This window comes from Domibacillus sp. 8LH (assembly GCF_038806185.1).
In the GTDB taxonomy this organism is placed as follows: domain Bacteria; phylum Bacillota; class Bacilli; order Bacillales; family Domibacillaceae; genus Domibacillus; species Domibacillus indicus_A.
Genome location: NZ_JAVJNG010000002.1, coordinates 50969 through 67747, shown reverse-complemented (window position 1 = coordinate 67747; position 16779 = coordinate 50969). Strand labels below are relative to the sequence as shown.

General features: G+C 43.4%; 16 protein-coding genes and 1 pseudogene. 8 read left to right on the top strand and 9 right to left on the bottom strand.

Translation table 11 applies throughout. The features are described from left to right. Window positions 1–18: 18 nt before the first annotated feature. The 3 genes from RG959_RS03815 to RG959_RS03805 form a co-directional block, all read right to left on the bottom strand. Window positions 19–1590 carry an L-lactate permease gene (locus RG959_RS03815; protein WP_342796017.1) on the bottom strand — a complete coding sequence of 524 codons (1572 nt, stop codon included), beginning with the start codon at window positions 1588–1590 and terminating at the stop codon, window positions 19–21. Between the two features lie 26 nt (window positions 1591–1616). After that, entirely contained in the window at window positions 1617–2561 is a 945-nt protein-coding gene (locus RG959_RS03810) for an L-lactate dehydrogenase (protein ID WP_342796016.1), read from the bottom strand. Between the two features lie 316 nt (window positions 2562–2877). Next, a complete protein-coding gene (locus RG959_RS03805; protein WP_342796015.1) occupies window positions 2878–3309 on the bottom strand; it encodes a MarR family winged helix-turn-helix transcriptional regulator in 432 nt (143 codons plus the stop codon). A 199-nt stretch (window positions 3310–3508) separates the two neighbouring features. On the opposite strand from RG959_RS03805, the gene RG959_RS03800 reads away from it, so the two are divergent. Continuing rightward, the gene (locus RG959_RS03800) at window positions 3509–3910 is read left to right on the top strand and encodes a CidA/LrgA family holin-like protein (RefSeq protein WP_342796014.1); all 402 of its coding nucleotides are present in this window, start codon (window positions 3509–3511) and stop codon (window positions 3908–3910) included. Next, the gene (locus tag RG959_RS03795) at window positions 3883–4575 is read left to right on the top strand and encodes an LrgB family protein (RefSeq protein WP_342796013.1); all 693 of its coding nucleotides are present in this window, start codon (window positions 3883–3885) and stop codon (window positions 4573–4575) included. The genes RG959_RS03800 and RG959_RS03795 overlap by 28 nt, the downstream gene beginning before the upstream one ends. A gap of 155 nt (window positions 4576–4730) precedes the next feature. On the opposite strand, the gene RG959_RS03790 is transcribed toward RG959_RS03795, so the two are convergent. The 5 genes from RG959_RS03790 to RG959_RS03770 all read right to left on the bottom strand — a co-directional run bounded on the left by RG959_RS03790 (window position 4731) and on the right by RG959_RS03770 (window position 8909). Then, on the bottom strand, window positions 4731–6161 hold the full coding sequence (locus RG959_RS03790; RefSeq protein ID WP_342796012.1) for an NAD(P)-binding domain-containing protein: 1431 nt from the start codon (window positions 6159–6161) through the stop codon (window positions 4731–4733). Between the two features lie 36 nt (window positions 6162–6197). Beyond that, window positions 6198–6551 (bottom strand): hydroxyisourate hydrolase, encoded by a 354-nt coding sequence (gene uraH, locus RG959_RS03785; protein WP_342796011.1) that lies wholly within the window; start codon window positions 6549–6551, stop codon window positions 6198–6200. A 4-nt stretch (window positions 6552–6555) separates the two neighbouring features. Continuing rightward, complete coding sequence (uraD, locus tag RG959_RS03780; RefSeq protein ID WP_342796010.1) at window positions 6556–7062, bottom strand: 2-oxo-4-hydroxy-4-carboxy-5-ureidoimidazoline decarboxylase; 507 nt, start codon at window positions 7060–7062, stop codon at window positions 6556–6558. A 24-nt stretch (window positions 7063–7086) separates the two neighbouring features. Beyond that, window positions 7087–8394 (bottom strand): nucleobase:cation symporter-2 family protein, encoded by a 1308-nt coding sequence (locus tag RG959_RS03775; protein WP_342796009.1) that lies wholly within the window; start codon window positions 8392–8394, stop codon window positions 7087–7089. A 164-nt stretch (window positions 8395–8558) separates the two neighbouring features. After that, window positions 8559–8909, bottom strand: a complete 351-nt coding sequence (locus tag RG959_RS03770; RefSeq protein WP_309090499.1) for a Na-translocating system protein MpsC family protein — start codon at window positions 8907–8909, stop codon at window positions 8559–8561. A gap of 454 nt (window positions 8910–9363) precedes the next feature. Between RG959_RS03770 and RG959_RS03765 the strand changes: the two genes are divergently transcribed. Next, window positions 9364–10068, top strand: a complete 705-nt coding sequence (locus RG959_RS03765; RefSeq protein ID WP_342796008.1) for a DUF421 domain-containing protein — start codon at window positions 9364–9366, stop codon at window positions 10066–10068. 90 nt (window positions 10069–10158) lie between these two features. Here RG959_RS03765 and RG959_RS03760 read toward each other — a convergent pair whose 3' ends face one another. Continuing rightward, window positions 10159–11706 carry a GNAT family N-acetyltransferase gene (locus RG959_RS03760; protein WP_242232517.1) on the bottom strand — a complete coding sequence of 516 codons (1548 nt, stop codon included), beginning with the start codon at window positions 11704–11706 and terminating at the stop codon, window positions 10159–10161. A 317-nt stretch (window positions 11707–12023) separates the two neighbouring features. Between RG959_RS03760 and RG959_RS03755 the strand changes: the two genes are divergently transcribed. From RG959_RS03755 to RG959_RS03735, 5 genes and pseudogenes are all read left to right on the top strand, one after another. Continuing rightward, window positions 12024–12701 (top strand): NAD(P)H-dependent oxidoreductase, encoded by a 678-nt coding sequence (locus tag RG959_RS03755; protein WP_342796007.1) that lies wholly within the window; start codon window positions 12024–12026, stop codon window positions 12699–12701. 253 nt (window positions 12702–12954) lie between these two features. Beyond that, a pseudogene (locus RG959_RS03750) lies at window positions 12955–13404 on the top strand (AEC family transporter); the annotation flags it as partial. 102 nt (window positions 13405–13506) lie between these two features. Further along, window positions 13507–13908, top strand: a complete 402-nt coding sequence (locus RG959_RS03745) for a DoxX family protein (protein WP_342796006.1) — start codon at window positions 13507–13509, stop codon at window positions 13906–13908. Between the two features lie 447 nt (window positions 13909–14355). Then, window positions 14356–15024 carry a hypothetical protein gene (locus tag RG959_RS03740; protein ID WP_342796005.1) on the top strand — a complete coding sequence of 223 codons (669 nt, stop codon included), beginning with the start codon at window positions 14356–14358 and terminating at the stop codon, window positions 15022–15024. Window positions 15025–15073: 49 nt separating this feature from the next. Continuing rightward, entirely contained in the window at window positions 15074–16579 is a 1506-nt protein-coding gene (locus RG959_RS03735; RefSeq protein ID WP_342796004.1) for a glycine betaine uptake BCCT transporter, read from the top strand. Window positions 16580–16779 lie beyond the last annotated feature (200 nt).

Below are 16779 nucleotides of genomic sequence, written 5' to 3'. Positions count from 1 at the left end.
TTTTTATTGGTCTTATTTTTAAAAAATCAGTGAGAGTACAAATGTCCAGATGCAGACAAATGCCAGCAGGCCGAAGCTGTATTTGATCGTCATTTTTGTCAGCGCAGCTTCATTCCCCGTTTCACCAACCGCAGCTGTTGCAATCGCAATGGACTGTGGCGACACGAGCTTTGCCATGACTCCGCCCGCTGTGTTTGCTGAAACGAGCAGAGATGGATTTGTACCGATAATATGACCGGCTGTAGCTTGAATCGGCGCAAACAGTGTGTTGTTGTTTACAACAGATCCTGTCATAAACACGCCGACCCAGCCCAATATAGGCGATAACAGCGGGAACACCTGGCCGGTTGTTGCCACCGCTTCCCCCAGTGCCACCGTTAAGCCTCCGTATGTCATCAGCTTGGCAATCCCAATAATGGCACAGATCATCAAAATGGGAATCCAAAATTCAGCTACTGTTTTACGTAACAGCCCCACACTTTCTTTTAATGAAATCGCTCCTGTTGAAGCGGTTGTTGTTAATCCAGCGAGCAGGATCGCTGTCCCTGTTGCACCAATCAAATCAACACTCATTCCAATAGATGATCCTGGTATCACAAATTTCAAGACCGATTGGGCCAGCATTCCTCCTTCGGCAAACAAACCTTTAAAAACAGGCAGGCTCCAGATCAGGACAAAAATCGTTAATAAGTAAAATGGCGACCACGCTTTGATCACTTCACCTGCAGAATGCTTTTCTGTTTTCATTTCCCGGCCGTTCAGAAGGAAAATATGTTTTGGCTGCCATTTTTGCAGGAATAAAGCAAGTAAGCCCATTGCCAGTAAAGATGGAATAATATCAGCAAGCTCCGGTCCTACAAAAACCGTCATCAGTGCCTGCGCGACGGTATACACCGTTGATGTAACCAAAATAGCTGGCAGTACTTCTTTAATCCCTTTGAAACCATCGATCAGCCAGATCAAAAGAAATGGAATCGTAAAGTTGATGATAGGCAGTGTCAGAGCTGTCATCATCGATACATTCATGGATGTTACCCCGTCAAGGCCAAAGGTGCCGACAATACCAACCGGGATGCCAATGGCGCCAAAAGCGCCGGAAGCCCCATTTGCGATCAAGCAGAGCATCGCTGCCTGCAGAGGCTTATAGCCAAGTGAAACGAGCAGCACGGCACAAATGGCAATCGGTACGCCAAACCCTGCCGCTCCTTCCAAAAAGGCGTTAAAACAAAAGCCGATCAGCAGCAGCTGAATGCGCTGGTCCTGCGAAATCCCGACGATACTGCCGCGCAGCACATCAAACTTTCCTGATTTCACAGCAATTTTATACAGCCAGACTGCCATGACGATAATATAGCCAATCGGCCAAATGCCCTGAATAATGCCTTGAATCACACTGCCAACAGACTCGCCGATGGGAAGCTTGAAAACAAACAGGGCGATCAAAAAGGTTACTGCTAAATTCACCAGCGCTGCATGAATGCCTTTCATCTTTAAGACGGTCAAGCATAGTAAAAACAATAAAATTGGAATCGCAGCAACAGAAGCGGAAAGTGCCAGATTATGAAACGGATCAAACGTGCTGACTAACATAAGAAGGACTCCCTTGTGTAAAATACTTAGACGTTACTCTCCTGCCAAATAGCTCCTTGAATATCTTTTAATGTTTGAACTGACCGGGCCAGCTTTTCCCGTTCACTTTCGTTCAAGTTAAGTTCAACCACCCTTTTCACGCCGCCACGGTTAATCACAGACGGAATACCGATATATACGTCGCTGTGTCCATTCTCACCTTCAAGCAGCGCACCGACTGGCAAAATCACATTTTCATTTCTCAAAATCGCTTTTGTAATCCGGGCAAGCCCTGTTGCAATTCCGTAGTAAGTCGCTCCTTTAGCATTGATAATGTCGTAAGCAGCATCACGCACGGCCACTGCCATTTCTTCTTTTCTTTCTTCTGTTAACAATGGTGCCACTGGTGTGCCGGCAATACTTGCTGAGCTCCAAACTGGAAGCTGGGAATCACCGTGTTCCCCAATAATGTAGCCGTGAACGCTTGCTGGTGCTGTATCAAATTCTTTTCCTAATGCAGAACGGAACCGGGCAGAGTCAAGCACTGTTCCTGAACCGATAACCCGCTCTTTTGGAAGGCCGGAAATTTTCCATGTTGCATAAGCCAAAATATCGACCGGGTTTGTTGCGACTAAGAAAATACCGTTAAAACCCATTTGCATAATACTGCCAACGATGGATTCAAAAATTTTCACGTTTTTGCTGACAAGGTCTAATCTTGTTTCTCCCGGCTTTTGCGGGGCGCCTGCACAGATGACAACAAGGGCTGCATCTGTGCAGTCTTCATATGTGCCGAACTTAATCGCCATTTCCCCAGGTGCGTATACAACACCGTGATCAAGGTCCATTACATCGCCTTTTGCTTTTTCTTCATTTAAATCAACCAGCACGAGCTCATCGCAAATGCCTTGATTCAACAACGCATATGCATAGCTTGATCCAACTGCACCTGTTCCAACTAAAACGACTTTATTACCTTGTGTAAAATTCATGATAATGTCCTCCGGTTTTATTATTTGTGAAATATTTCACATGTTTTTGTATAAAAAATTGTATGATCGCTGTTTTGAATGGTTGACCTGAGAAATGATCAGCCGTTCCTTTTCTTTAAGTATTGTGAATCTTTTCACATAAACTGATAAAAAATATAATTTGTTTCTTCGAAATTGATTGTGAACCATTTCACAATTAGATTGTACTACAGGAATTCTTTCTGTACAATAGGCAAATTCATTTTTATTGAGAAAAAAATAAAGCCTGCCTACAGCCGAAAAAAAGTGCAAAACAGGCTTTCTTTTCTCATCTTTATTAATCAAAAAACGCTTCATTCATACGGATAAGCAGATCGCCAAATAGTTTTTTTTCATCGGCTGACCACTCACTCGTGATGCTTTCAAATCGTTTCAGCCGCATTTTTTTATCCGCTTTCAATTTTTGCTTGCCAAGCTTGGTAACCGTAAATAAACTGACTCTCCCGTCTGCAGGATCCGAAAAACGGATGATCAGCTCCTTTGCTTCTAAAGCCGCTGCCTGCCTTGAAACGGTTGAAATATCTAATTTAAATGATTCTGCCAGCTCTTTTACACGTGCCGGACCAAACTCATCCAAGTGCCTTAATAATAAGTAAGAAGATCGCTCCAAGTTTCCGATTTTCTTTTCCGAGTTATCGAGATAAACCGCCCGCCGGATAAATGTAGTCAGTTCATACTCGATGCGTTCAACCGGGTTTCGCTTTTCCACTTTTCTTCACTCTCCTCCCTGAGTATACAGGCTTTCCCTTCGTTGACAAAGTGTTATATAGTTGTATAATGCAACTATATATATTTGTATCGTACAAGTAAATAAACAGAAAGTAAAGAAAATTCTCACATTATAATTCAAAGGCCCGGACGGCCGGAAAGGAGGACGTTGTTCTTCATCTAAAGAGCAGCATCTTACATTGAAAGCTATAAAAGTTGTGTTGCAGATCGCCATTTTATATGTCTTTTCCGTACTCGGAGAAACCATTCATCAGCTGTTTCATATACCGATTCCAGGAAGTATTATCGGTTTAGTGCTGATGCTTCTTTGTTTAATTTTTAACATCATCCCGGTTAAAATGATTGAAAATGGCGCTGGTTTTTTGTTGTCGTTTCTTCCTCTTTTGTTTATTCCGGCCATGACGGGTGTCATCAATTATCCGTCTCTTTTTTCCAGCAGCGGCGCTGTGCTTCTTTTCGTTGTAGTGCTGAGCACAATCGTTACCATGGCCGCAGCAGGAATTGTCAGCCAGCTGCTGGAAACGCGGGCCAATAAACGAAAGGAGAAAAAAACATGCCGCAATTCTTTCTCGCAGTCCTGATCATTTTACTTACCGTTGCTGCTTATTTAGTAATGATGAAGGTGTATCAGCGGTTTCCTTATCCATTTTTTCTCCCAGTCCTGACAACGACCGTGTTGATTATTGTACTGCTGAAAGCTTTTCACATTTCGTATAACGGCTATATGGTCGGCGGCCAGTGGATTAGTTCCCTGCTCGGCCCAGCCATTGTGGCCCTTGCGTATCCACTTTACAAACAGCGTTATGTGCTGCTTCAATACGGCTTTCCCATTCTCGGGGGCGTACTGGTCGGACTTTTTTCAGGAATGATGAGCGGGCTTTTATTTGCCGAGGTATTCGGAGTGGACCGTGATTTAATTCTTTCGATTATACCGAAATCTATTACCACACCCGTTGCGATTCAAATCGCCACCGGAATTGGCGGTGTGCCATCTATGACCGTTGTATTTGTAATGATTGCTGGATTTTCCGGTGTTTTGCTCGGACCGATGGTTTTAAAGTGGGTGCGTATTCGCAGTTCGTTAGGAAAGGGGATCGCCTTTGGGAGCGCCTCTCACGCTTTAGGCACTTCAAAAGCATTTGAATACGGGGAACTTGCCGTGTCCATGAGTTCGGTCTCTATGACGCTCAGCGCTGTGCTGGGCTCCCTGTTTGGGCCCATTGTCGTCTGGCTTTTTCAAATTTAAACCAACACGCAAAAAAGGAGGTCTCTAAGCCGGAAAAACCGACTGCTGAGACCTCCTTTTTGTATGGCCGGAAAAAAGAGAAGCCGGTCATACTGCAACATTTTCCGGCCCAAAAGAGAAGCTTTGAAATCATTTCTTCAATTTCTTTAAGCGGTTTACGCTTCCAGCACTGTTTTTCCGGTCCATTCTCCTGTAAATTCCACTTCATCGTAAGCAAAAAAGCGTTTTAAAATCGTGTCTTGATCATCAAGAAAAAGCTGGTCAGCTACCGCGGAGACAATTTTAGGAACCCCATATTTCATACCGGAAAGAGCAGAAGCTGAAATACCGCAGCTGATTAACGCTGCATAATTAAAAACAAAAAGGCCGTGCAGCTTTTTTTGTGCTTCTTCATCCCGTCCCATAAACGCAAAGCCGGGGCTGAGATACGGATGCGTATCAATAAGCGGGTTTGCGCGTTCAGCAGGCGCTTTATAATAATCGCTCCAGCGGGCAATTCCGTTTTCAATGAGCTTCAGCTCCGGGCGCAGCGCCGGATCGGTCACAAGACCGGTGCTGATGATCAAATAATCAAACGAAAACGTGCCATGCGGTGTTGTGACCAATGCTTTGTTCTCTTTGCTTTCCACCTCAAGCCAGGGTGATTCAAGGTGCAAATGAAATCCCGGCCATGAAGCGGCACGCTGGAATGTATCGTTGGTCGGCGGCTGATTATGCTTGAAAAAATGAGCCATCACCGCGTACTTTTGTTCGTCCGATAACGCATGGAAGCGCTCAATGATCCCGGAGCCTTCCATCTGGCGAATCGGATTAATTCTTGGCATTTCTTTACGGCGGACAAATATATGAGCCTCGGCCACTCCCTCCGTTAAAGCAAAGTTTGCATTATCAAAAGCAGAAGCACCGCCTCCTAAAACGGCTACTTTCTTTCCTTTCAGTGCGTTAAAATCAATTGTTTGGGATGTATGGGCATAAAGATTAGGGGGCAGCTTCTCAGAAATCATTGGCGGCACATGCCACTCACCGCCTCCTTGAATCCCCGTCGCTAAAATAACTTTGCGCGCGAGCAGGGCGTTTGAAGGGGTGCCGGCACCTTCAATATGCATCCGGTGAATCCCTTCCTCCATTGGCTCAATGAGCTTAAGCTTCACTTCGTTTATCACGGGCAGCTGCAAAACTTTCCGGTACCAGCGTAAATAATTCATCCAGTCGCTTCGGGGAATTTTATCGACAGCTTCCCAGCCCTCCGGCCCGAATTGCGCTTCCCACCAGGAACGGAACGTTAAAGAAGGAACGCCAAGGTCAATGGATGTTAAATGTTTCGGTGTCCGCAGTGTCATCATCCGCGCATATGTGACCCATGGTCCTTCATATCCTTCTTTATTTTCATCGATAATTAAAATATTAGAGATGCGCTCACGCAAAAGACCAAAAGCAATCCCTAACCCGCTTTGCCCGCCGCCCACAATGACAGCATCATACACGTGGCCTTCAGAGTGACGGGCCGGATGCACCCAGCCCTCTCTGCCAAATGCCAGATAAGAAAGATCTGTTTTTACTCGTTTATTCAACGCTTCTATACTCATGGTTCTCATCTCCTTTAAATAATTAAAACGAAATCGTCAGCTTCCACGGTACACTTGATAGCCCCATGGCGAAACAAGCAGAGGAACATGATAATGCGGCGATGAATGATCGAGCCCGATTCGTACGGAGACCTTTTCCAAAAAAGCAGGCTGCGGCAGCTCGAGCCCTTTTTTTCTAAAATAATCACCAATCCAAAACAACAGTTCATATTCTCCTGTCCGCATGCTGTCCGAGGAAAGAAGCGGAGCATCCAGACGACCGTCTGAGTTGGTCTGTGCACGGTTTAAAAACTGCTTTTCGGAGCCGTTGAGTTCAAAAAGCTCAATCTTTACATTCTCAGCAGGGCGGCCATGCGCCAGGTCTAGTATGTGGGTGGTTAATCCAGTCATCGAATCAGCTTCCTTCTTCTTTTATTTGGTCTTCTATTCTAAAGCGGATAATGTGGCTGATCTCGGCCAGCGCCCGGTCGCGTTCCTGTTTCTTTGAATGCTGCAGCCTTTCTTGTATAGAGGCGAAAATCTCTTCTTTGTTTTTGCCCCGGACTGCCAGGATAAAAGGAAAAGCAAACCGCTCAACATACGCTTTGTTTAATTCCAGCAACTGCTCGTATTCATCTTCCGACAGCTCATTTAACCCGGCGCCTTTTTGCTCGCTTTGAGAAAACGAAGTCATTTTTTTTCGTGTTCCCAAATGAGGATGTGCTTGAATTAAGTTCGTTTTTTCTTCTTCATCCGCTGTTTGAATAATCGTCATGATTTGCTGATAAAGAGCTTCGCGGGATTCAAATGGCCGATGCTCTCCGACTCTTTGAATCACCCAGGGGGAGTGCTCAGCCAAGTCTTTTAATGTTTCGGTAAATACCTGTTTTGACATGTTGTTTAACGCTTCTATGGTCACCATTTCTTCCTACCGTCCTTTTCTTTGTTATGAAATGCGTGCTTTATCCGCTTCCTCCTGGCGGGCAGCGCCTGAACCTAAAACGCTCCGGAAATGAAAAAACACATTCAGCAAAATAGCGCACAGGCTGCCAGTTATCACACCATCACTCACTAGAATGCGCATTGCGTTGGGCAGCTGGCTGAACAACTCGGGTACAACCGTCGCCCCAAGCCCCAGTGAAATCGAGCAGGCGACAATCAGTCCGTTTTGCTGATCGCTGAAATCCACTGAACTTAACATTTTAATGCCAGAAGAGACGACCATTCCAAATAACACAACCGTCGCGCCGCCCAGCACAGGAGCAGGAATAATCGTGGCCAGGGCTGCTACTTTCGGAATTAATCCAAGCAAAACAAGAATAAAGCCCGCTGCCACAACGACATTTGCTGATTTGTTCCTTGACAGCTGTACAAGCCCTACATTTTGAGCAAACGTATTGTACGGAAAAGCATTAAAGATTCCGCCAATCATAATCGCCAGGCCTTCTGCCCGGTATCCCCTGGCAAGGTCTTCCTGCGTAACGGGTCGGTCACAAATTTTTCCTAAAGCGAAAAAGACGCCTGTTGATTCCACAATAATGACCAGGCCGACAATGAGCATTGTCAAAATCGGTCCGATTTCAAAGACAGGCATACCGAAATAAAAGGGTTGCGGTAAGTGAAACCAGGACGCTTCTGCTACTTCCTGAAAATGAACTCTTCCCATAAGAAATGTGGCTATGGTGCCTGCCACAATGCCAAGCAGCACAGAAAGAGAGCGGAGATAGCCTTTTAAAAAGCGGTTAGCTAAAAGAATGACGCCGATAACACCCATGGACAGCACCAGGTTTTCCAGGCTGCCAAAGTCCGGACTTCCTGCACCGCCCGCCATGTTTCGAATGCCAGATGGAATGAGTGACAAACCGATAATGGTTACCACTGTTCCGGTTACAACAGGTGGAAATAGCTTGACGAGCTTGCCAAGATAACGGGCAAACAGAAGAATAAAAAGGCCTGCCGCTATAATCGATCCATAAACAGCCTGAAGGCCGTACTCAGAACCGATGGCAATCATGGGCGAAAGAGCGACGAAAGAGGCACCAAGCACGACGGGAAGGCCGATTCCAAAATACTTGTTTTTCCATGCCTGCAGCAGTGTAGCGATGCCGCACGTTAATAAGTCGATGGCTACGAGATAAGCCAGCTGCTCTGAAGAAAGATTTAACGCTCTTCCGACCAGCAATGGAACGAGAATTGCTCCTGCATACATGGCCATTACATGCTGAAATCCTAACGATATGACTTTTGAATTCATTTGTTGCTCCTCCTTTTCTATAAAAAAGAGCCGTAGAAATAAAAGGAGACTTCTCCTTCTGTTTCTACGGCTCTTATATGACGTATAACGACATGTAAGCTTCCGGCTTTTTAAAAGAATGCTGGTGAAGAAAAATGATAAATCAAATTTCTCCAGCAGTTTCCTTATTTATGGGATGTATCAAGTGGTTCTTTTACATAAATGACGGTGCAGGCATGCTGGCTTACCGCGTCGTAATCTTTAAAAATAGCTGTCACTGTCAGTCCAAACTGTTCTTCAATCCGTTCTTTTAAGCTGTGTTTGTATTCCATCGCTAAAGCCCCGTCGACAGACAGTGTTAACTCCGGATAGCGCCTGCCTAAAGCGGAAATCAAAGGCGAACGTTTTGTTTGAGCAAAAATGACAATGCGGTTTTCTACAACGTCTATTTTTTGCTTGCTTACGCCTGTACTGTAAATTTCTTGATTCACTTCATTGTACAGCTGGGACAGCTGTTTTTTAAAAGAGGCATTCACCGTTCTTCACCTACTGGTTATTCTTTCATTTATCGTATAAAAATTCCGATAAATCGTCACTTTCTATGTCAGAAAATCTAACAATTTATTTTGCATTCGCGAATGAGCAAAAACGAAGAAACTGTTTTTTTGACCTTTTAGAGCCCGGTAATTAAACATACACACAACCCTGCACGCTGACCGTTTTAAGCAGAAGCCATTAACCAGAAAGCAGGATTTAAAGGAAGTATAAAAGGAAAGTGAGACCATTGCTCCTTGCCAGCAGAAAAATAACAATGATTGTGTATATCAGATAAAGGATATAGAAATCATGGATAATGGCTTGCTTCAAAAGATAAGCTGCTGTAAAAGGAAATAAACGATTGCCGTAAATAATGAAGCCTTACAATCCATTGTTCAATGAACGGTATGGTGAACGAAAGAAGAGATATTTGAAGGAAAGGATGTGTTTAGTGTGGAATTTTTTCATGGCCAGGAAACCCTCTCTGTCGTTGAATGGATGCTGCGAGCGGCGGTTAGTTTTTTCTTTCTAGTAGCAGTTGCCAAAGCTTTAGGCCAGCGTGCCATTTCTCAATTAAGGGTTCTTGATTTTGCTGTTGTCCTGGTCATTGGAAATATCATTGCCCATCCTTTATCCAATGAGAGCCTTGCGCTGAATGGATCTGTAACAACGACAGTGGTATTGGTCATATTGTACCTGACCGGTATTTATCTGAACCTTAAGTGGTCCTGGTTCCGAAACCTGGTCAATCATTCTCCTATTACAATTGTTCAAAATGGTGAAATTCTTTATACAGGTCTGAAAAAAGCAAGAATCTCCATTGATGTGTTATTAGAAGAACTTCGAGAAGAAAAAGTAGAAGATGTGAAGAAAGTAGCACTGGCCATTTGGGAAGCGGACGGAAAAATTTCGTTTTTTTTAGATCCTAAATACGAACCTCTTACCCCTGCTTCTCTCAAAATGAAAACAGAACCTTTCGATTTGCCAAGAACGATTATTAAAGAAGGGAAATTAAACTCACATGAGTTAAAACAACTGGCTAAAGATGAAAGCTGGGTTGTTTCCCATTTAGAACATGTATTTCACACGGAAGTAAAAGATGTGCTGCTTGCTACCATTGACCAAAAAGATAACTTGAACGTTTTTTTGTATAAATAATACTTGAAGCCTTAAACGAATGAATTAATGCACATTCGTTTAAGGCTTCATTGGCATTGCTTTGAGTGATCGCTTTTCGTTTTATAAACCTTACTCTGATTCTAATTGATTCAGTTCAATTCGGTATAAGTCACGGCGCCGGTCGCGCAGCTGTCTAACCGACCCGGCGTTCCGGGATCTTCTCAGCTTTTCCAGATCCACATCCCCTACCACGACCGTGTCTACGTTCGCATCACATTCTCCTACAATTCCGTCTCTTGCAAATCCGAAGTCAGAAGGAGAGAAAATAGCCGATTGGGCGTACTGAATGTCCATATTTTCTACATGGGTTAAGTTGCCGACCGTTCCGGCAATACAAATGTAGGCCTGGTTCTCGACAGCCCGCGCCTGGGCGCAATAGCGGACACGAAGATATCCTTGGCGGTCGTCTGTACAGAATGGAACAAAAATAATGTTGGCTCCCTGGTCGACGGCAATGCGGGCAAGCTCCGGAAATTCAATATCATAACAAATTTGGATCGCAATTTTTCCACAATCCGTATCGAATACTTCAATTTTGTTTCCTTCCGCAATTCCCCACCACTTTTGCTCATTTGGCGTCGCATGAATTTTTTCCTGTTTTTCAATGGTTCCGTCGCGGCGGAATAAATAAGCTACGTTGTAAATATTGCCTTCGCTTTCAACGAAGTGGGAGCCGCCAATAATGTTTACGTTATAGCGGACAGCCAGCTCCGTAAACAATTCGATGTACTGGTCTGTGTACGTAGCCAGACGGCGGACAGCGCGGTCCGGTCGCTTTTCTTCGAGAAACGACATTAATTGTGTCGTAAACAGCTCTGGAAAAACAGCGAAGTCAGATCCGAAATCAGCAGCCACATCTACGTAGTACTCTACCTGGCGGGCAAAATCCTCGAAGGAATCAATTTTTTTCATCATATATTGGATCGCGCAAATTCTTACCGGGAAAGACGCGCGGTATACACGCCGCGACTTGGCCAGGTAATCAATGTTGTTCCATTCCATTAATGTAGCAAAAGAATCGGACGCTGCATCATCAGGAAGATATCGCGTATTAATACGCTTAATCGTAAATCCTTCAAGAAGCTGGAAAGATAAAACCGGATCATAAATGCTGTGCTTTTCAACAGCCGCCACATACTCACGCGGTGTCATCTCCGCTTTGTGTTTATGATAATTCGGAATTCGCCCTCCGATAATGATGCTTTGAAGATTTAACTGGCGGGCGAGCTCTTTCCGTGCTTCATAAAGACGGTGCCCGATTTTCATCCGGCGGTATTCAGGATCTACCATCACTTCAATACCGTATAAGTTAAAACCATTGGGATCATGGTTTGTAATATATCCATTGTCTGTAATCGTGTTCCACGTGTGCTGGTCGTCGTACTCGTCAAAATTAACAATCAGGCTTGAGCAGGAGCCCACAATTTTATCCTCATATTCTACACAAAACTGACCTTCAGGAAAAATGTGGATATGACTTTCCAGCTGCTCCCGCTTCCATGGCTCCATACCCGGGAAACAGCGGCCCCACAGCTTCATGATTTCATCAATGTCTTCATAACGTATATTTCGCACGATAATTTTTTTCTCGTATTTTGACATATCGGTCTCTGACACGTTTCCACGTCCTTTTTCAGTCTATAACGCTTGTAAGCCTGTCCTTGATTGAGTAAAATAGGCCTGTCTTTACCTACCCTCTTTTCCGTGGACATAAACTTATATTCTCTTTTGTTTTCACAAGGAAATTTACGCCAAGAGATACTGACAGCCCACTCCTTTTCTTTTCTCCGTCCTCCCTTTCCATACCTTCTCTTTTGAGCAAACTATTTTCCTTTCGCCCGTTCATTATTTATACTGATGATCATCATAATCCATCCACTCATGGGCACAATATGTGGGTAAAAAACATGCTATAAAAAGGAGTATTCAAGTATATGAGCCAGTCTTCTATTACACACCAGGACATTTTAAAGGCTTTCGAATTTAGACATGCCACAAAAGAATTTGATCCAACGAAAAAAATACCGAAAGAAGATTTTGAGCTGATTTTAGAAGCAGCCCGCTTATCTCCAAGCTCTGTCGGCTATGAACCTTGGAAGTTTTTGGTGATCCAAAATCCAGAGCTGCGTGAAAAACTGCGTGAAGTTTCCTGGGGAGCACAAGGGCAGCTGCCGACCGCAAGCCACTTTGTCGTGATTTTGGCAAGAACAATCAAAGATACAAAGTATGATTCAGACTATGTGAAGAATCAAATGCTGAACGTAAAGAAATTTCCGCCTGAGCTCTTTGACAAAATTAAAGAACGGTACAAATCTTTTCAGGAAGAAGATCTTAACCTTTTAGAAAACGAGCGTACCATGCTGGACTGGGCTGGGAAACAAACGTATATTGCGATGGCCAATATGATGACGACTGCCGCTTTGATCGGCATTGATTCATGTCCAATTGAAGGCTTCCATTTTGAAAAAGTACAAAAGCTGCTTAAAGAAGAAAATCTGCTTGAAGATGATCATTTAGCGGTTTCTGTTATGGTCGCATTCGGCTACCGCAAGAACGAGCCGCGTCCAAAAACAAGAAAAGACATGAATGATATTGTTCAGTGGATTGAATAAAAAAGCTGTGCAGCAAAAAGCCGCCTGTGGGTTTTCTTCCACAGGCGGCTTCTTATTTAAGTGCACTCCTGACTTTATATAACTATGGCCGATTATTTTTTTATACAACACAATGAAAAGCGTCGAAAGAACTTTTCCAACAGTCTGAAAAATTACCAGAAAAGATGATAATTTTCCATTAAATTTAGGTTTAAGTACGATTTAACAAAAGCATCCATGTTTTCACTCAACTCAACCCAGCCGGCAATCAAGTACGCTTGGCATTATTCTTCATAGCCTGAGCGAACCGCTTGCCTGTATCCCGCTTGCTGCCGTCGTGCTGACACTATTCAGCTTCCAGTCACCGGATCTCGTAAAGGATGCCCTTGACCAGATTGGATCTGTCACATCCGGCATTGCGCTATTTGCTGTCGGTGTCACAGTTGGTATCCGCAAAATCAGCTTTAAAGCCATTTCATTTGGTATTTCTATTTTAAAGGTTGTGGCGATTCCATTATTCATGATTGCTGTAGCCCATATGGTTGGTATTAATCATGCAGATACAGTAAAAGCTATTTTGCTTGTGTCATTCCCGGGCTCCGCTGTGGCAGCCATGATTTCAACCCGTTTTGATTCGTTGAGTACAGAAACGGCTTCTTCTTTTGTTATTAGTACCGTTTTATCCCTAGTTTCCTTGCCGGTTTACATCTCTTTATTGATGTAGGGCATAAACATTGTCTTGCTTCCTCACAATAAGTTATCTGTTTGTTTTTGATTAGAACCATTATGTCTTTTGAAAATACATTGACTGAAAGAAGGAAGAAGTATGGCCGCAGATCTTGGATTATTAATCATTCGACTTGTGATTGGATTAACTTTTGTCGGACACGGTGCCCAAAAGCTGTTCGGCTGGTTCGGAGGTACGGGTATTACCGGAACGGGAAGCTGGCTCGAGTCAATCGGCATCAAAGAGGGCGCAAAAGTGTGGGCTACCTTGGCAGGACTGTTTGAATTCATTGGCGGCTTGCTGTTTGCTGCCGGCTTTCTTACCTGGCTCGGTGCAATTATGATTGTAATTGTAATGATTGATGCCATTTTTGCGGTTCATGGCAAAAACGGCTATTGGATGACAAACGGCGGGTTTGAATACAATCTCGTTTTGATTGCAACAGCCATGGGCGTGGCTTTAATCGGGCCGGGTGAGTACGCTTTAATTTATACTCCGTAATAAAAAGCTGACCGAAAAAGGTCAGCTTTTTGTTGTTTTTTTCCGGTTAAGCGCCGACTCCTGTACGTTCTCTCTTTAAATAAAACAATGTAAAAGCCCTATCGTTTTGCTGAATGTGTAGTTGAATGCAAAATTTTTATTTCCATATATATATGAACCCTAATCCTAATTTTATTGTAAGAGAAGGGTTCTTGTGAAAAATTGGCTTTATAATCCATGATTCATTGGCAGACACTACTGTTAAGACCAATGAACGCTCTCAAGAGGATATAAAATTGTAGTGAGCATAAAATACTATATCTCTCAGTTTTTCGTAATGTATTTACCTATTACTTTTATGCATCATAATTTTCGGGTATAAAGAGACCCTAATGATGATGGAGGTTGTGCAATCCTCATGTTTTTATAATTCTGACTTAAGAAATAAGCTTGAAGGGAGAATTTTCCGTGAAACTTTATCAAATAAGAAAAGGACTGCTTGTATATTATAACAATGAGCTACACCGGATATACGGGGTTAAACAGATGTATAAGCAATCCGTTCATGCGATCAGAATGAGGGATTTAACACAGGTGTTAACGACGGCAGCGAGTGTAGAAAAATACAAACCAAAGGAACATGACAGTTTTGTATTCAATCGTCATGTTTATACGCTCAGCAAAAGGACTGCTGAGGAAGGCGATCATGTTTTAATACATAATCCGAAGCCCGATTCCTTGGACACATACTCGTTGAATGAAATTGATGTGGTGGAATCATCAGATAAAAATGGGGTCACTACGAATAATTCCCACGGGCTCAAGCATTACGAATACCTTGTAATGGAACCCGGCCGTGCTGATGGCAGTAACCCTATAGATTACCAAAACACGGAAGGTGTGGATGCGGAGAACTTAGATGACAGCGCGCTCGGTCCTGTCATTACCACCAGCATTGAGCAGCTGCCAAGAGTAGGAAGCATTTATCGAAAGAAAGGCGACGATGAGTTATTGGAAGCGATGGTTATCGCAATCAAGGGCCAAACGATATATCTTGGAGGCGGTTTAGAAGTTCCGCTGGATGAGTTATCGGACGCAGATAAATGGGAAGTTGTTTATCATCTTCTCGATGTATGATTAATCTCACACGCTGAGATTAAGGCCTGTTAACTACTAGGAGGTTTCTATGGGCAGTAAAAAACAGACTGGTAATACTGTTTTTATTATTTCTTTATTAATCACGCTAATCTTTATTATTTGGGGCGTCTTTTTTAAAAACAGTCTCGCTGATGTAACTAATATCATCTATACTGGGGCAATTGACTACTTTGGATGGGTTTATCTTGGTGCGACTCTATTCTTTGTAATCTTCTCCATCTATATACTCTTCTCTAAATACGGCAGTATCCGTCTTGGTAAAAAAACAGATAAGCCGGATTTTAACACCGGATCTTGGCTTGCTATGCTGTTTGGAGCTGGAATGGGAGTTGGGATTGTTTACTGGAGTGTTGCCGAACCAGTAACCCATTATACAAATCCTCCCACTGGGGAAGGGTTTACAGCTGAAGCAGCCAATACCGCAATGAAATATACATTCTTCCACTGGGGTTTGGATCCATGGGCGATCTACACTGTAATTGGGTTGGCACTCGCCTTTTTCCAATACAACAAAAAGCTTCCAGCAGCGATTAGTTCCGCATTCTATCCTGTATTAGGTGACAGAATTTATGGACCGATCGGAAAAACAATTGATATCCTGTCCATTTTCGCAACGGTCTTCGGTATCGCAACCTCTTTAGGCCTTGGTGCCATGCAGATAACGGCCGGAATGCATCACATATTCGGAGTTCCAAATGAATTATTCGTGCAGCTGATTGTTATTGCTGTTGCAACGGTCATTTTTATCATTTCAATCAATACGGGGTTAGATAAAGGGATCCAATACTTATCTAATGGCGCTATGATCCTATCCTTTTTGATTATGCTGATGGTTTTGATTGTCGGTCCTACCTTGACTATTGTTAAAGTCTTCTTTAATACAACGGGCCTTTATCTCAGTGATTTTCTGCATCTAAGCTTAAGACTAACACCATTTAGTGAAGGAGACGGCTGGATTGCCTCCTGGACATTATTCTACTGGGCATGGTGGATCGCCTGGGCACCATTCGTCGGTATGTTTATCGCACGTGTTTCAAGAGGACGCACCGTCAGGGAGTTTGTTATTGGCGTGTTGATTGTTCCAACCCTTGGAACATGCTTGTGGATGTCTATTTTTGGCGGCTCTGCGCTTGATCTTGTACAAGGAAACAATGACCTGGCAACATCCATCGCAAATAACGTAGATTTGTCTATCTTTACATTCTTTGACCAGCTTCCATTAGGTTCTCTGTTAAGCGTCATCGGTTTTACCGTTGTAGCCATTTACTATATAACAGTTGCCGATACTGCAACCTTTGTGTTAGGAATGCTAAGTGAAGGCGGCACATTGAACCCTTCCAACAGAATCAAAGTAACATGGGGCATTATTCAATCGGCTGTAGCAGCTGTATTGCTTTTCGCTGGCGGACTAAACGTCCTGCAATCTGCGTCTCTCGCAGCCGCTCTCCCATTTGCTATTATCTTGATTCTCATGTCCTTCTCTCTGCTCAAAGGTTTAAAGAGCGAGTATGATACACAGAATAGCCGTAAGTGAAAAAGCGCACTTTTTAAAAGGTAAATAAAAAATCTTCCTGACTTTTCGTGTAGGTCAGGAAGATTTTTTATTTCATAGAAGCTGCGGGATTGTCGCCGAGTTTGCTTTCTCTTTTACTTACGATACAGTTCACCATATTCATTGGTAATACATACAAACTTATTTTTCATTATTATGTATAATAAAGTTAGGAGAGAATA

Excerpts from the sequence above, each read along its gene's own strand:
- RG959_RS03815 (WP_342796017.1), bottom strand. The coding sequence starts at position 1,590 with ATGTTAGTCAGCACGTTTGATCCGTTTCATAATCTGGCACTTTCCGCT.
- RG959_RS03810 (WP_342796016.1), bottom strand. The coding sequence starts at position 2,561 with ATGAATTTTACACAAGGTAATAAAGTCGTTTTAGTTGGAACAGGTGCA.
- RG959_RS03795 (WP_342796013.1), top strand. The coding sequence starts at position 3,883 with ATGCCGCAATTCTTTCTCGCAGTCCTGATCATTTTACTTACCGTTGCT.
- RG959_RS03790 (WP_342796012.1), bottom strand. The coding sequence starts at position 6,161 with ATGAGTATAGAAGCGTTGAATAAACGAGTAAAAACAGATCTTTCTTAT.
- uraH (WP_342796011.1), bottom strand. The coding sequence starts at position 6,551 with ATGACTGGATTAACCACCCACATACTAGACCTGGCGCATGGCCGCCCT.
- uraD (WP_342796010.1), bottom strand. The coding sequence starts at position 7,062 with ATGGTGACCATAGAAGCGTTAAACAACATGTCAAAACAGGTATTTACC.
- RG959_RS03775 (WP_342796009.1), bottom strand. The coding sequence starts at position 8,394 with ATGAATTCAAAAGTCATATCGTTAGGATTTCAGCATGTAATGGCCATG.
- RG959_RS03755 (WP_342796007.1), top strand. The coding sequence starts at position 12,024 with ATGAGCCAGTCTTCTATTACACACCAGGACATTTTAAAGGCTTTCGAA.
- RG959_RS03745 (WP_342796006.1), top strand. The coding sequence starts at position 13,507 with ATGGCCGCAGATCTTGGATTATTAATCATTCGACTTGTGATTGGATTA.
- RG959_RS03735 (WP_342796004.1), top strand. The coding sequence starts at position 15,074 with ATGGGCAGTAAAAAACAGACTGGTAATACTGTTTTTATTATTTCTTTA.